This is a genomic window from Aerolutibacter ruishenii (assembly GCF_007830115.1).
GTDB lineage: Bacteria > Pseudomonadota > Gammaproteobacteria > Xanthomonadales > Xanthomonadaceae > Aerolutibacter > Aerolutibacter ruishenii.
On the sequence record NZ_VLKP01000006.1, the window covers coordinates 153,671 to 168,762 of the forward strand.

Sequence of the window (15,092 nt, forward strand, 5' to 3'; positions counted from 1 at the left end):
GGGAATCAGTCCAGCAGGCTCAGGAACTCGTCGACCGCCACCGGGTGGCCGATCCAGTAGCCCTGCGCCAGGTCGCAACCCCGTTCGCGCAGCAACGCATACTGGCCTTCCTTTTCCACGCCCTCGGCGACCACGGTGATGCCCAGCGAATGCGCCATCGCGATGATCGCGGTGGTGAGCGCCAGGTCGTCCGGGTCGCGCAGGATGTCGGCGATGAAACTGCGATCTATCTTGACCCCGTCCACGGGCACCCTGCGCAGGTGGCTCAGACCCGAGAAACCGGTGCCGAAGTCGTCCAGCCAGACTTTCACCCCGGTCTGGCGCAAGCGCGAAAGCAGGTTGCCCGCGTGGACCTCATCGCCGATCACCGCCGTCTCGGTCAGTTCCAGGTGCAGCTGCCGCGCCGACAACCCGGTCTCTGCCAGGATCGCGGCCACCACCTTCGGCAGGTCGCCGCTGCGCAACTGCCGCGGCGAAACATTCACCGACACGAACAGCGGCCTGTCCCCGGACCGGCGTGTATTCCAGCGCACCGCATCACGGCACGCGGCCCGCAGCACCCGTGGACCCAGGACTTCGATCAGGCCACTCTGTTCGGCCACCTCGATGAACACCGAGGGTGCGACCAGCCCATGCTTGGGATGCCGCCAGCGCAGCAGGGCCTCCGCGCCAACCATGGTCCCTTCGGCCAGATCGAACACCGGCTGGTAGGCCAGGCTCAGTTCACCGCGGTCCCACGCACCACGCAGCTCATGCTCCATCTGCACACGGCGCTCCACCGCCTGGTCCATGGCGCGGCTGTAGAAGCGGTAGCAGTTCTTGCCGGCGACCTTGGCCTGGTACATGGCGATGTCGCCGTTCTTCATCAGCGACGTCGCGCCGGAAGCGTCCTCGGGGAACAGCGTGATGCCCACCGAGGTACCAAGGAACACCTGGCGGCCTTCGATCATGAGCGGCTGCCCCAGCACCTCAACCAGCGCCTCCGCCAGCCGCGTGGCGGCCGATCGTATCTCGTCGCCGTAGCCGGAACCCGACTCCACCAGGATCACGAACTCATCGCCACCAAACCGCGCCAGCAAGGCGCCGTCACCACCGTGCTGCTGCACCACGTCCTGGATACGGTTGGCGAACTGCACCAGAACGTCATCACCGGCCTCGTGGCCCAGGGTATCGTTGATGCGCTTGAAGTCGTCGATGTCGGCAAACAACAGCGCCAACTGGCGGCCCGCCCCGTGCAGCGTCAGCAACCGCTGGTCCAGCGCTTCGCGGAATGCAAGCCGGTTGTGCAGCCCGGTCAACGCATCGGTATACGCCATCCTGCGGATTTCACGGTCGTGCCGCGCGACGCTGGCCCCCATCCGCGAGAATGCATTCATCAGGTCGCCGATCTCGTCCCGCCGCTGGCTGGCCGGCAGCGGCGTATCGAAGCGACCCGCCTCGATGGAACGGGCCGCATCGGCAAGGTCACTGATGGGCTGCACCAGGAAACGCTGGATCAGCCAGGCCATCGCCACGCCCAGCGCCGCCAGCACGCCGCTGAGCAACCCGATCCACAACAGGTGCTGCTGCCCCAGCGCCTGCAACTGGCTGCGCAGGCCGGAACTGGCGCGCTCCTGGTGCTGGCGGACGACGTTGAGGTCAAAGCCCGCACGCACGCCACCGATGCGTTGCGAACCGATGGAAATGGGTGCCGATACATCCATGATGTCGCCACCCACCTGCGTATGCACGCGGCGCGCGGCGACGGCTTCGTACGCCAGCGGGTCGTCCATGGCCTGGCCGTAGCCGGGGATGTCCTCGCTGCCGTCGTGGACGATGCGCCCCTGCGCATCGAACACCTGGACGTAACGGGTACCGGGTTGCCGCAAGGTGGTCTGTCCCAGGCGCCCGATCTCATCCAGGTCGAAGTAGTAGAGCGGGTTGGCCATCGCCAACGCCATCTCGCCCACGACGCTTTCCGCGTTGCGCCGCAGCGTGTCGTTGGCCATCTCCCGCATGGCCGCGCGGCTGGTGGCTTCCACCTGTTCCTGCATCCGTTCCTGGCGGTGCCAGAGCACCACCAGCACCGACAGGAAGAACAACAGCATCAGCGCCAACAGCCCAACGAAGCGGGCCTGCAGCCCGTGCCGGAGGCTCATTCGACCTCCCGGCGCACGCGATCGATACCCGTGGCAAGCCGCTGGAGCGAGTCACGCGCGCGCTCGTCAAGGGGCTGGAAGCGGGTGGTCTTGAAAAACTTGAGCAATGCCTCGCTGGCGTCGGGGTCTGCGGCGGCATCCTCCAGCACCTGCACCAGGCGGTCGCGGATGCGCGCTTCCAGGTCGTCGCGCACCAGTTCCAGGGCGCGCGGGTACGGTTCCGACTTGCCGATGATGACGAAATCGCGCGCGAACGCGGGCGGCATGTGCCGCGGGTTGTCCCAGTCCAGGTTGCTCATCGATCCCGCGTCAACCAGTCGCTTGTGCACCCACGTCGAGATGTTCAGTTCGGAACGCGCGAACAGATAGCCGACCTCGTCGGCGGCAACGCCGTCCGCCGGCGCCAGCAGGATTTCCAGGCGCATGCCACGCGCCAGCAGTTCCGCCGCCGGGACGTAGTAGGCGCTGGTCGACGAGGCGCGCTGGAACGCCACGTTATGGCCACGCAGGTCGTCGAGCGAACGGATGCCGCTGTCGCGTCGGGCGAAGAAGATGCTGTGGTAGTAACTGGTGCCGTCACGCTCGGTCAGCAGGATGGGCTGCGCACCTGCGCGTTCGCGCAACAGCGCCGCCGAGGCCGCGGTTTCGGTGACCCAGTCAACCCGGCCGCGACGCAGGTAGCTGGCCATCTGCTGCGCGTCCTTGGCCATCAGCACGCGCCCCTCGCGGATGCCGACATCGGCCATGCGCGGCACGACATAATCAAGCAGCGGCTTGAGCTGCTCGTAATGGTCCTGCGGGTTGTCACTGATGCGGCCAAGGACCAGCACGCCATCGTCCTGGGCAGCCCTGACCGGAAACAGCGCGCCGCAGGCGAATCCGAGCAGGACCAGGGCGACGCTGCGAAGCTGAACGATCAAGGAGCACATCCGGATGCCGGGCCGCTTGGCAGACTAAACGAATCCGCCGCTGGCGGGTATAGGCATGGCCGGGGAGAGCCTGCCAACGCTCACCCCGGCTTGGGACCCAGGCGGACGGTGCGTTCCACGTCGGCCAGGATGCCGCGCAGCAGCCGTACCTCGCGCTCGTCCAGATCGGCACGCAGGAACAGGCGGCGCAGCTTGCGCATGGCCGATTCGGGCACCCGCCCCTTGTGGAAGTCGATCAGGTCCAGCACCTCGGCCATCTGGCCAAAGAAGCCCTCCAGTTGTGCGTGCGTGGCGGGCGGATCGGTGCGACTGTCCGGATCTTCGTCCACGGATGGGGCGGTCACCGGATGCGGTCGCGGCGCACCCTCCGCCGCCCCCTTAGCGCCACCCAACAGGCCCAGCCGCAACTCGTAGGCCAGCACCTGCACCGCCATCGCCAGGTTGAGCGAGCTGTACTCGGGATTGGCGGGGATATGCACCGCGGCATGGCAGAGCTGCAGCTCATCGTTGTCCAACCCGGTGCGTTCGCGCCCAAAGACCAGGGCCACTTCGTCGCCCTGCCCGGCGCGCGCCACGGCCCGGGCAGCGGCGTCGGCGGGCATCAGTTCCTCCAGCGCCACGCGACGGCTGCGGGCAGTGCAGCCCAGCACGAAGTGGCAGTCGGCCACCGCCTCGGCCAGGGTGGCATGGGTCATCGCGGCGGCGAGCACGTCGTCGGCACCTGCGGCCAGCGAGTAGGACTCCGCGTTGGGGGGCTTCTCCGGGGCCACCAGCACCAGCCGCGAGAGGCCCATGGTCTTGATGGCGCGGGCCGCGGAGCCGATGTTGCCGGGGTGCTGGGTGCCGACCAGGACAATGCGCAGGCGGCTGGCGAGTGCGTGGGGGGCGGTGTTCATCGGCGGTAATGGTAAACTGGTCGGCCGGCCTCGAGCCGGATCGTTCTTTATCGCCGCCAGCCAGACCCCAACCTCAGCCACGAGAGGCCCGTTGCCATGCAGAAACCCGCCGTCACCCTCATGGTCAAGGCCGCCCGCGCCGCCGGCAACGTGCTGTTGCGCCACATGTACAAGCTGGACGCGCTGAACGTGGTGGAAAAGGACCGCATGGACTTCGCCAGCGAAGTCGATGCCCTGGCCGAGAAGGAGATCATCAAGGAGTTCCGCCGTTCCACCCCGGACTACGGCATCCTGGGCGAGGAAAGCGGCCCGCTCAACGGCGCCGAGGGCAAGGCCCGTTACGTGTGGGTCATCGATCCGCTGGACGGCACCAGCAACTACCTGCACGGCATCCCGCACTTCTGCGTGTCCATCGCGCTGCTGGAAGCCGGCGAGCCGATCCACGGCGTGATCTTCGACCCGCTGCGCAACGAACTGTTCACCGCCAGCCGCGGCAGCGGCTGCGTGCTCAACGAGAAGCGCGTGCGCGTGGCCGACCGCAAGGACCTCAACGGCGCGATGCTCATCACCGGCTTCCCGCCGCGCGAGCGCGCGCGTACCAGTGCACAACTGAAGTGCGTGGACAGCCTGCTGACCGAGGCCGAGGACATCCGCCGCACCGGTTCGGCCGCGCTGGACCTGGCCTACGTGGCCTGCGGCCGCGCCGACGCCTATTTCGAGGCCGGCGTAAAGCCGTGGGACATCGCCGCTGGCGCGCTGATGGTGCGTGAGGCGGGCGGCAAGGTCTGCGACTTCCGCGGCCGCGCCACCGGCCCGATGGACGTGCGCGGCATCAACCCGCGCCCGCTGGTGGCGGGCAACGTGCGCGTGGCCGAACTCCTGCAGCAGCGCATCGTCAACACCGGCTACGCCGCCGCGTTCGATTGACGCCTGGTGCCGGGTTAACCCGGCGCCCCCCCTGCCCCGCCCGGCCTGAAGTCCGCGGGAAGCGCCTGACCAGAAGCCCGCGGTGTCATCGCCGCGGGCTTTTCCTGTATGTCCCCATGCGGCCCTCGCCTGCACGGGTGGAACCATGCGCACCTCCGGACTGTCTCCCATCGAACGTGGCCTGCAGCTGCTGGCCACCGTGCGGCCCGGCGAAGGTCGTGCCATCCTGTTGATGGTGGCGCAGGTGTTCCTGTTGCTGCTGGCCTACTACCTGATCCGCCCCCTGCGTGAGGCGCTGATCCTGGCCGAAGGCACCTCGGTGGTGCGCAGCTATGCCGTGGGTGCGGTGGCGGTGACGCTCATCTTCCTGATCCCGCTGTACAAGCTGCTGTTCGACCGCCTGGACGGTCGTGGCAGCAAGTCCACCGTGCTGCGTTGGGTGATGGGGTTCTTCATCGCCAACCTGCTGGTGTTCTGCGCGCTGGGCGCGACTGGCGTGCCCATCGGCGTGCCGTTCTTCGTCTGGGTGGGCGTGTTCAGCGTGATGCTGGTGGCGCAGTTCTGGGCCTTCGCCGCGGACCTGTTCAACATCCGCAGTGGCCAGCGGCTGTTCGCCATCATCGCCGTGGGCGCCGCCCTTGGCGCCTGGAGTGGCAGCCGGCTGTCGGCCTGGCTGATCTCCGCCATCGGGCCGTTTCCGATGATGCTGGTGGCCGCGGCACTGCTGGTGGCGGCGCTTGGCCTGAGCGTGCTGGTGGAGCGCAGCGTTCCCGAGGGTTCGCGCTCGCCAGAGGAAGAGGCGCGGCATTTGCACGCACACCATGGGCTTGGCGAACTGCGATCCAGCTTCGATGTGGTGCTTCGCAGCCGCTACCTCCTGCTGATCGCGGTGTTCGTCGCGCTGATCAACTGGGTCAATTCCACCGGTGGCTTCATCCTGGCCAGCTTCGTCGAGGACTACGCCGCCCAGCAGGTGGGGACGGGTGATGTGGAGGCCGAGCGCGAACTCATCGGGCAGTTCTACGGCGATTACTTCGCGTGGATCACCCTGCTGCAGCTGTTCCTGCAGCTGTTCGTGGTTTCGCGGGTGCTCAAGTACCTGGGCGTGCGCGTGGCGCTGGTGATGCTGCCCCTGGTGATGGTGGCCAATTACGGCCTGATGGCCTGGATGCCGGTGTTCGCCCTCGTCCGGGTGACCATGATCGCGGAGAACGGGATGAACTATTCGCTGCATGGCACCAGCTGCCACTCGCTGTTCCTGCCACTGACCCGCGAGCAGAAGTACGTGGGCAAGACCACCATCGACACCTTCTTCTGGCGTTTCGGCGACCTGCTGCATGCGCTGACGATCTTCGTCGCCGTGCAGTGGCTTGAGCTTCCCATGGGCGTGGTCATGCTGTTCAACCTGTCCTTGGCCCTGGCAGCCCTGGTGGTGTCGCTGCTGATTGGCCACCACCATGCACGCGCAGTCCGCGCCAACGAGAGGCCTTCACGCGTGCCCGATGCCATAACGCGTGGCCCCGGTGTGCATGCGCGCATGCACCGGGCCTGAGCGCTAGGGGGCCCCGCGCAGTGCCTGCGCCCGCGATACCAGTGCTCGGATCTGGCGGATGTGCAGGTACGGTGCCAATGGTGCCAGTCGTGCCTCCGTCACTGTCTCCAGTGCCGCGCGCATCTGCGGCGAGACCACGATCGGCACTTTGCGCAGCTCGGGCGGGCGCCCCTGTTCCGTGCTGAAGGCACGGGTGTGGTCGATCATCCAGACCTGCCAGTCGCGGTCATAAAGGATATTGCCGGTGTTGCGGTCCAGGTTGTGCACCAGGACATCGAAAACGTTGATCAGCTGATGCTGCCGCACGAAGCTGCAATCGCTGTCGTACTGCAGTTTCTGCTGGATGCGATCGGTCTCGTTGTGCGCATCTTCCACCCAGTACTGCACCAGTCCCTGCACGCCGTCCACGCGCCGCTGTACCGACACCGGCACCATCTGCAGGCCCAGGAGGCGATCGAGTTTGTAGGCGGCGATTTCGTACTGGTAGCGATCGGCACGGTCGAAGCGACGCTCCCAACGTCCACTGGGACGGATCGCCGGGTCACTGTCAAAGTGCTTGAACACGGCACGGAGGCGCGTTCCACCGCGCTCCAGGGTCAGGCGCCGCGGCTTGGTCACGCCAAGGTCCAGCGTTTCATCCTGGATCACCGGCGCATTGAGCAGGAACTCCTCCAGTTGTGCATCGCTCATGCCATGCGGGCGGGACCATTCGCGATGATCTTCAACGCGGGGCTCTGCCAGGCCTTCGCCTGCATGGAAGGCCCGCATGCGACCTTGCTCGATCACCAGAGCAGCGGGCCTGCCTTCGTACACCGCCCTGTTCATGCCCGTGTCGATACGCGCCACCTGGCGCTCCAGGCGCAGACTGACATGGTGGTCCAGCGTGGGGGTATGGCCAACCACCACCCGCTGGGCCCCCAGAGAGCGCAACGCCGCCCTGGCGACTTCCGTCTCGGTGTAGGGGTGGCACAACGAACTGCCGCGGTACCAGACGGGTCCGTCGGACTGGAACGGCAGCCCCTTCACCGCCGCGGTGATCGCCTGCGCATGGCCCTGCAACGGGGATGGAGGTACGAGGGGATCGGCCGGTGTGACCGCAAGCGCCTTGGCCACTGCCAGGATGTGGTCGAAATCGTCGGTCGCCTTGATTGCACCGCCGTTTATCAAGGCCTGCCATCCCGCTGCGAACGCACGCACGTCGCGAATGGCATTGGCATTGACCTGCTCCAGGGTTTGCCCGGCCAGCTTGTCCGACACGCCGCCATGCACGAACAGGTCATCGTTGATCGTGATCATGACCGGTCGCTGCAACAGCCAGCGCCCAATGCGCCCTTCCGGAGCCAATGCCTGCATCCGCTCCAGATAGCCGTCGCGTGCGCCAATGGCATGATCGCGCGCCGCGCCGTCCGCCGTGGCGTAAGTGGCGAACTCCCCGGGGCTGATGTAGCGCAGGTCGCCCGTCAGCGACATCACTTCATGGTTGCCGAGCAATGGGTGCACCGCGCCCCCGGCCGCCGCCGCCTCGCCCTGCAACCGCATCAGCAACTCGACCACCTTCAGCGCCTGGTCGCCACGACTGAACACATCGCCGTTCTGCACCAGGTGGGTGCGGCCGCCGATCCAGTGCAGATTGGCGTCAACCAGACCGGTGCCTTCCAGCACCTGGACGAATTCCGGATATGCGCCGTGCACATCGCCAATCGCAACCACGCGGTCCACGTTGCTGAACCGGTAGGACTGCGCGGACGCGGATAGAGCGGCCAGTGCAGCGAGCGCCCCGCATAACCACGCACATGCCCGGGGGCAGCGCGCTTTCGACAGGCTCGAAGGACACATCGCGCTCACTCCATCCGGACATGACCACACCAACGGAAAGAGGCCGCACAAGGCGGCCTCTCCCAGTCAAGCGAACCGCACGACGGTCACGGGCGGCGCGCCAGCGCGGCGTCGTCCTTGGCCTTCGGCATCAGGTCCTGCTTGGTGACCCTCAGCGGCCCGATGGTCAACAGCGGCGCCGCCACGAAGATCGACGAGATGGTGCCCAGCACGATGCCGATGATCATCGCCTCGGCCATGCCCTTCAGCGAACCGCCACCGTAGACGTACAACGCGACCACGGTCAGCAGCGCCACCACCGAGGTGATCACGGTGCGCGACAGGGTCTGGTTGATGGAGGTGTTCAGGATGGCCACCGGATCGGCGCGCATCGTACGGAAGTTCTCGCGCACGCGGTCGAAGACCACGATGGTGTCATTGATCGAGAAGCCCATCACCGACAGCACGCCGGCCAGCACGGTCAGGTCGAACTCCCGGCCGGTGATCGAGAACCAGCCCAGCACCACGACCACGTCGTGCAGGGTGGTCAGCACCGCCGAAACCGCGAACTTCTTCTCGAAGCGGAACGAGATGTAGAGCAGGAAGCCAACCACGACGAAGATCATCGCCCAGAGGCCGTTGAGGGCAAGGTCCTTGCCAACCTGCGGGCCGACGAACTCGCTGCGCAGCACCTTGCCAGGATTGCCCTCGAACGCGAGCGCCTTCTGCACCTCGACCGCCGTGTTGTGCTGCTCGCCCGCCCCTTCGCTGCCGCCTTCCTTGGGCTGCAGGCGGATCAGCAGGTCGTTGCCCGAACCGAAGGTCTGCACCTGTGCATTGGAAAAACCAGCGGCATCCAGGCGCGAACGCACGTCGTCAATATCCACCGGGCGCTCGAAACGCAATTCGGTGACGGTACCGCCGGTGAAGTCAAGCGCGAAGTTGAAGCCCTTGATCGCCATCGATCCAAACGAGATCAACAGCAACGCCACGGACAGCCCCAGCGACACCCAGCGCAGGCGCATGAAGTCGAAGTTGCTGCCATACGGGAAAACATTGAACGGTTTCATGATCGTGCGCTTCCCGTCAGATGGCGATGGACTTGACCTTGCGGCGGCCGCCGTAGATCAACGTGGCGATACCGCGCGAGACCGAGACCGCGGTGTACATCGACGTCAGGATGCCGACGATGGTGGATACCGCGAAGCCCTTGATCGGACCGGTACCGAAGGCGAACAGCGCCACGCCGGCCAGGATCGCGGTCAGGTTGGCATCCGCAATGGTGCCCGAGGCCTTCTCGTAACCGGTGGCGATCGCCGCCTGTGGTGGCACCCCCGCGCGCAACTCCTCGCGTATGCGCTCGTTGATCAGCACGTTGGCGTCCACCGACATGCCCACCGTCAACGCGATGCCTGCCAAGCCCGGCAGGGTCAGCGTGGCCCCGGCCAGCGACATCACCGCGATCAGCGCCAGCATGTTGATCAGCAGCGCCAGGCAGGTGATCACGCCGAACATGCGGTAGTAGACCAGGAAGAAGCCCAGCGCGAACAGGAACGAGAACGCCACGGCACGCATGCCGCGCTCCACGTTCTCCCGGCCCAGGCTTGGGCCGACGATGCGCTCCTCGACGAAATCCATCGGCGCGGCCAACGAACCGGAGCGGATCTGGCGGGCCAGGTCGGTGGCGAACTGCGCGCTCTCCAGGCCAGTCGTCTGGAATTCCTTGCCGAACACACCATTGATGGTGGCGACCGAGATCACCTCCTCGCTGATGCGGGTGGTGCGGATTTCCTGCCCGTCCACGACGCGCACCTCGGGGATGCGCTCGATGTACACCACCGCCATCGGCTTGCCGACGTTGTTGGAGGTGAAGTCGAACATGCGCTGTCCACCGGCACTGTTCAGGGTGACCGACACCGCCGGCGAGCCCGACTGCGAATCGAACATCGACGTGGCGCGCACCAGCTGGTCACCGGTGGCGATCACGCGCTTGCTGAGCAGGATCGGCATCGGCTTGCCGTCCGGGCCTTTCTCGGTGCGGTAATAGAGCTTGGCGTCCGGCGGAATGATGCCGCTGGCCACCGCGTCGTAGGCATTGCCTTCCAGCGCGGCGCGGTATTCCAGGGTGGCCGTGGCGCCCAGTACGCGCTTGGCCTGTGCGGTGTCCTGCACGCCGGGCAGCTGGACCACGATGCGATCCTCGCCCTGGCGCTGGATGATCGGCTCGGCCACGCCCAGCGAGTTGATGCGGTTGCGCAGCGTGCCGACGTTCTGTTCGATGGCCTCGACGGCCAGGCGCTTGATCTCGGCGTCCGTCAGCAGCACCGTCACGGTGTTGCCGACCGTGTCGACCTGCATGCCCTGCTGGCTGGTCGCCAGCAGCGCGCGCACTTTCTCCGCGTCTGCCGGGTTGGACAGGGTGGCGACCACGCTGTTGTTGGCACGACGCTCCACCGACTCGTAGCGGATGCGGCTTTCGCGCAGTTGCGCGCGGATGCCTTCGGCGGTGGCGTCCAGGCGCTTTTCAATTGTCGCCTTCTGGTCCACCTGCATGGTGAAGTGCACGCCACCCTGCAGGTCCAGGCCCAGCGTCATCGGGCGGGCACCGATCTTCTCCAGCCACGCCGGGACCGTGGATGCCAGGCTCAGGGCCACGGTGTACTCGTTACCCAGTGCCGGGCGCAGCACGTCGGCCGCCTTGCCCTGCGCGTCGGGGTCATTCAGGCGAACCAGCAGGTTGCCCTTGTCCAGCTCAACCGCCTTGGGGGTGATGCCCGCCTTGGCCAGGTCGGCCGAGACCCGGGTCTTCAATGCCTCGTCCACCACCGAACCACGGTTGGCGGTGACCTGTACGGAACTGTCCTGCGGGTACATGTTGGGCAACGCATACAGCGTGCTCAGCACGAGTACGACCAGGATGACGAAGTACTTCCAGCGTGCGTAAGTCAGCATCGATTGAACCCCACGGCGGCCGGTGGCCGCCGTCTATCGGCGTAAGGTTGGCGTCAGCAGGTGTTGGAGCCGGATCAGGCCGACTTCAAGGTGCCCTTGGGCAGGACGTTGGCGACCGCGCCCTTCTGCACGCGGATCTGCACGTTGTCCGCGATTTCAACCGTGATGAAGTTTTCACCGATGTCGGTGACACGGCCGGCGATGCCGCCATTGGTCAGCACCTCGTCGCCCTTGGACAGCTTTTCCAGCATGCCCTTGTGCTCCTTGGCGCGCTTCATCTGCGGGCGGATCATCAGGAAGTACATGATCGCGATCAGGATGATCGGGAACAGCAGGGTACCCATGCCGCCGCCGGCGGCCGGAGCGTTCTGGGCGTATGCGGGGGCAATCACGAGATCGAGCAGGTTCATGTCGGTCTTCCGGCAATCCAAATAAGCTTGGGATTATGCCATGGGATTGGTGGGGGCCGGTTTCAAGGCGCTGGGATGCCGGAAAGCCGGTCTTCGGCAGGGAGGCTTGTCCCATGGGGGCATTGCTCCTCGGCTCCGTCGGCGCATCCTGCGCCGAGTCGCCGCCGCCCGCCATCCATGGCGGGCTTTACGCAATACCCCCATGGAACAAGCCTCTCGGCATGCCTGGGCTCCTGGCTTCGGAAGGCGGCGCCTTGCAAACCGCCCAGTGGAGCGCGCGTTCTGTTGGGGACACCGCCTGTTGACTGCCCAACCGTCGAGGCACGATCGGGAGAAGCGGGATCCGCGCTTCGCTTTTGACTCCCCCCCCCCACCCGCGATGCGGTTGGAGAGGCGGCGGCCGGCCCTCAACCCCGCTCACCCCGCTTTGCTTCCAGACCACAACGACCGAGGTCGCAAAGGTCAGTCACCACCCCCCGCCCGGAGCGCATAGAACTCCGCCCGGAAATCCGCAAACCGCCCCTGCTCGATCGCCGCCCGCATCTGCGCCATCAACCGCTGGTAGTAGCGCAGGTTGTGCAACGTACCCAGCATCGGCGCCAGCATCTCGTTGCAGCGGTCCAGATGCCGCAGGTACGACCGGCTGAACCCGCGCGAGCAGGCGTAGCAGTCGCACCCCTCCTCGATCGGCCGCAGGTCGCGCTCGTACCTGGCGTTGCGCACCCGCACCGTGCCGAACGAGGTGAAATAGTGCCCATTGCGCGCATTGCGGGTGGGCATCACGCAGTCGAACATGTCCACGCCGCGCGCCACCGCCTCCACCAGGTCCTCCGGCCGGCCCACGCCCATCAGGTAGCGCGGGCGGTCTTCCGGCAACTGCGGCGCGATGTGGTCCAGGGTGTGGTTGCGCACCTCTTCCGGCTCGCCCACCGCCAGGCCGCCGATGGCATAGCCATCGAACCCGATCTGCTTCAGCCCCTCGGCCGAGCGCGTGCGCAGCTCCGGGTACATGCCGCCCTGCACGATGCCGAACAGCGCCGCGTCGTTGCCTTCGTGCGCCTTCCTGCTGCGCTCGGCCCAGCGCAGGCTCAGCTCCATCGACTTGCACGCCACCTGCTCGCTGGCCGGCTGGCCATCCACGAGGTACGGCGTGCACTCGTCGAAGATCATCACGATGTCCGAGTCGAGCACCTTCTGGATGTGCATGCTTTCCTCGGGTCCGAGGAACACCTTGCGACCATCGGTGGGCGCGGCGAAGGTCACGCCCTGCTCGGTGATCCTGCGCTTGTGCGCCAGCGAGAACACCTGGAAACCGCCGGAATCGGTGAGGATCGGTCCGTTCCAGCGGCCGAAGCCGTGCAGCCCGCCGTGGTCGGCGATCACGTCCAACCCCGGGCGCAGGTACAGGTGGAAGGTGTTGCCGAGGATGATCTCGGCGCCCAGTTCGCGCACCTGTTCGGGCATCACACCCTTCACCGAACCATAGGTGCCCACCGGCATGAACGCCGGCGTCTCCACCGTGCCGCGCGGGAAAGTCAGGCGGCCACGACGGGCCTGGCCATCGGTACCCAGCAGTTCGAACGACATGCGGGAATCGGCGGCGGGTGTCGCCCTGTCATCAGCCACGTCCGACCGGAAGCCATCATTGCCGACCGCCGGGTTTCCTTCGCCGCTGGCATCGGGCGCGTGTTCGTTGTCGGTTGCGGGGGGCAGTCCAGGACTCATGGCGCCTCCCGCGTGGTGTCGGAGGGGAACAGCAGCATGGCGTCACCGTAGGAGAAAAAGCGGTAGCGTTCGGCGATGGCGTGCGCATACGCCTGGAAAATGCGGTCCTGACCGGAAAACGCAGACACCATCATCAGCAGCGTGCTTTCGGGCAGGTGGAAGTTGGTGACCAGCGCATCCACCGCGGTGATGCGGTAGCCGGGCAGGATGAACAACCGGGTTTCGCCGGCATACGGCTGCAGCTCGCGCTCGCCGGTTTCGCTGGTACGCGTGGCGCTTTCCAGTGCGCGCACCACGGTGGTACCCACGCCGATCACACGGCCGCCTGCGGCACGCGTCTGGCGGATCGCGTCCACCAGTTCAGCACCCACGTTGAGCCACTCGCTGTGCATCACGTGCTGGCCCAGGTCATCCACGCGCACCGGCTGGAACGTACCCGCGCCCACGTGCAGGGTCACGTGGCCGAACTGCACGCCCTTGGCTTTCAGCGCCGCCAGGAGCGACTCGTCGAAATGCAGGCCCGCGGTCGGTGCCGCCACCGCGCCGACCTCCCGCGCAAACACGGTCTGGTAGCGCTCGGCATCATCCTGCCCAGGCGCACGCTGGATGTATGGCGGCAGCGGCAGGCGGCCGGCGTGCAGCAGCCACTGCTCCAGCGATTCCGGCACATGGAACTGCAGCACGTAGAACTCGCCGTCGCGGCCCAGCACTTCTGCCTCGCCTCCGGCGTCCAGCGCGATGCGCGCGCCGGTCTTCGGCGACTTGCTCACGCCCAACTGCGCGCGGGCCTGGTTGCCGCCCAGCAGGCGTTCGATCAGGATTTCCACCCGGCCACCGGTGGCCTTCTGCCCGAACAGACGCGCCGGGATCACCCGGGTGTCGTTGAACACCAGCAGGTCACCGGGCGCGAGCAGGTCCACCAGATCGCGGAAGTGGCGGTCCTCAAGCGGCGCGGGCGCGGGCGGCACCAGCAGCAGCCGGCTGGCGGAACGCTCGGCCAGCGGGGCCTGGGCGATCAGCTCGGGCGGCAGGTCGTAATGGAAATCGGACTTCTTCAAGCGGGCGGGGCGGGCGTCGGGAACCGGTCATTGTATAGGGCGTGGCCCACGGGGCCGTGCAGGCTGGCAAAACGCGGCTGCCCCCTTCAGCCTGATGACCGCTGCGTCGCCAAGCCTGGACCTGGTCCCTTCTCCAGGCCGCGGTCGGGTTATTCCCGCGTAGCCACCGGAACAGGGCCTACCACCCCGCACTCACCGCTCGAACTTGGCCGACAGGATGATCGATGAGGTGGTCCGCTCCACCCCGTCGATGGCGCCGATGCGGTCGGTCAACTGGTCCATCTCGGCCACGCTGGGCACCACGCCCAGCGCCACCAGGTCAAACGGGCCACTGACCGAGTGCAGGGTCCGCACTTCAGCCATCGCGTGCAGCGCTTTGACCACCGCGGGGGCCTGCTTGGGAAGCACGGTGATCATGATGTGCGCGCGGATCCAGCCCCGCTCGGCCTCGTCGTCCACCCGGACCGTATAGCCGGCGATCACGCCCTGCCGCTCCAGCCGTTCGATCCGGCTCTGCACGGTCGTGCGCGAGAGCTTGAGCCGCCGGGCGATTTCCGCCGTGGACGCCCGTGCGTTCTCGCGCAGGATGGAGAGCAGTTGCTGGTCGGCGGAAGAAATTTGCACTTGGATCAACTTATATCGTCATTTTGACGAATATGAACTTTATTTCGCACAAATTTACGCTGTCTA

Annotated in this window: 12 protein-coding genes; 2 read left to right on the forward strand and 10 right to left on the reverse strand. The window is 66.5% G+C overall.

Annotated features, from left to right (window positions below):
* Positions 1 to 5 precede the first annotated feature (5 nt).
* The 3 genes from IP93_RS08630 to IP93_RS08640 form a co-directional block, all read right to left on the reverse strand.
* A complete protein-coding gene (locus tag IP93_RS08630; RefSeq protein ID WP_144814547.1) occupies positions 6 to 2,138 on the reverse strand; it encodes a putative bifunctional diguanylate cyclase/phosphodiesterase in 2,133 nt (710 codons plus the stop codon).
* Complete coding sequence (locus IP93_RS08635) at positions 2,135 to 3,067, reverse strand: phosphate/phosphite/phosphonate ABC transporter substrate-binding protein (RefSeq protein ID WP_144814550.1); 933 nt, start codon at positions 3,065 to 3,067, stop codon at positions 2,135 to 2,137. The genes IP93_RS08630 and IP93_RS08635 overlap by 4 nt, the downstream gene beginning before the upstream one ends.
* An 80-nt stretch (positions 3,068 to 3,147) precedes the next feature.
* Complete coding sequence (locus tag IP93_RS08640) at positions 3,148 to 3,963, reverse strand: RNA methyltransferase (protein ID WP_144814553.1); 816 nt, start codon at positions 3,961 to 3,963, stop codon at positions 3,148 to 3,150.
* A 96-nt stretch (positions 3,964 to 4,059) separates the two neighbouring features.
* On the opposite strand from IP93_RS08640, the gene IP93_RS08645 reads away from it, so the two are divergent.
* Positions 4,060 to 4,890 (forward strand): inositol monophosphatase family protein, encoded by an 831-nt coding sequence (locus IP93_RS08645; RefSeq protein WP_144814555.1) that lies wholly within the window; start codon positions 4,060 to 4,062, stop codon positions 4,888 to 4,890.
* A 145-nt stretch (positions 4,891 to 5,035) separates the two neighbouring features.
* Complete coding sequence (locus IP93_RS08650; RefSeq protein WP_144814558.1) at positions 5,036 to 6,442, forward strand: NTP/NDP exchange transporter; 1,407 nt, start codon at positions 5,036 to 5,038, stop codon at positions 6,440 to 6,442.
* Positions 6,443 to 6,445: 3 nt separating this feature from the next.
* Here the strand turns inward: IP93_RS08650 and IP93_RS08655 are convergent, their stop codons facing one another.
* From IP93_RS08655 to IP93_RS08685, 7 genes are all read right to left on the reverse strand, one after another.
* Positions 6,446 to 8,161 (reverse strand): metallophosphoesterase, encoded by a 1,716-nt coding sequence (locus IP93_RS08655; protein ID WP_158636311.1) that lies wholly within the window; start codon positions 8,159 to 8,161, stop codon positions 6,446 to 6,448.
* A 203-nt stretch (positions 8,162 to 8,364) separates the two neighbouring features.
* Complete coding sequence (secF, locus tag IP93_RS08660) at positions 8,365 to 9,327, reverse strand: protein translocase subunit SecF (protein ID WP_144814563.1); 963 nt, start codon at positions 9,325 to 9,327, stop codon at positions 8,365 to 8,367.
* Between the two features lie 16 nt (positions 9,328 to 9,343).
* Complete coding sequence (gene secD, locus IP93_RS08665) at positions 9,344 to 11,209, reverse strand: protein translocase subunit SecD (protein ID WP_144814566.1); 1,866 nt, start codon at positions 11,207 to 11,209, stop codon at positions 9,344 to 9,346.
* 74 nt (positions 11,210 to 11,283) lie between these two features.
* Positions 11,284 to 11,619, reverse strand: a complete 336-nt coding sequence (yajC, locus tag IP93_RS08670; RefSeq protein ID WP_144814568.1) for a preprotein translocase subunit YajC — start codon at positions 11,617 to 11,619, stop codon at positions 11,284 to 11,286.
* 462 nt (positions 11,620 to 12,081) lie between these two features.
* Positions 12,082 to 13,206 carry a tRNA guanosine(34) transglycosylase Tgt gene (tgt, locus tag IP93_RS08675; protein WP_144814681.1) on the reverse strand — a complete coding sequence of 375 codons (1,125 nt, stop codon included), beginning with the start codon at positions 13,204 to 13,206 and terminating at the stop codon, positions 12,082 to 12,084.
* A 134-nt stretch (positions 13,207 to 13,340) separates the two neighbouring features.
* Entirely contained in the window at positions 13,341 to 14,402 is a 1,062-nt protein-coding gene (gene queA / locus IP93_RS08680) for a tRNA preQ1(34) S-adenosylmethionine ribosyltransferase-isomerase QueA (RefSeq protein WP_144814570.1), read from the reverse strand.
* A 192-nt stretch (positions 14,403 to 14,594) separates the two neighbouring features.
* Positions 14,595 to 15,026, reverse strand: coding sequence for an Lrp/AsnC family transcriptional regulator (locus IP93_RS08685; RefSeq protein WP_199747166.1), 432 nt, complete (start codon positions 15,024 to 15,026; stop codon positions 14,595 to 14,597).
* Positions 15,027 to 15,092 lie beyond the last annotated feature (66 nt).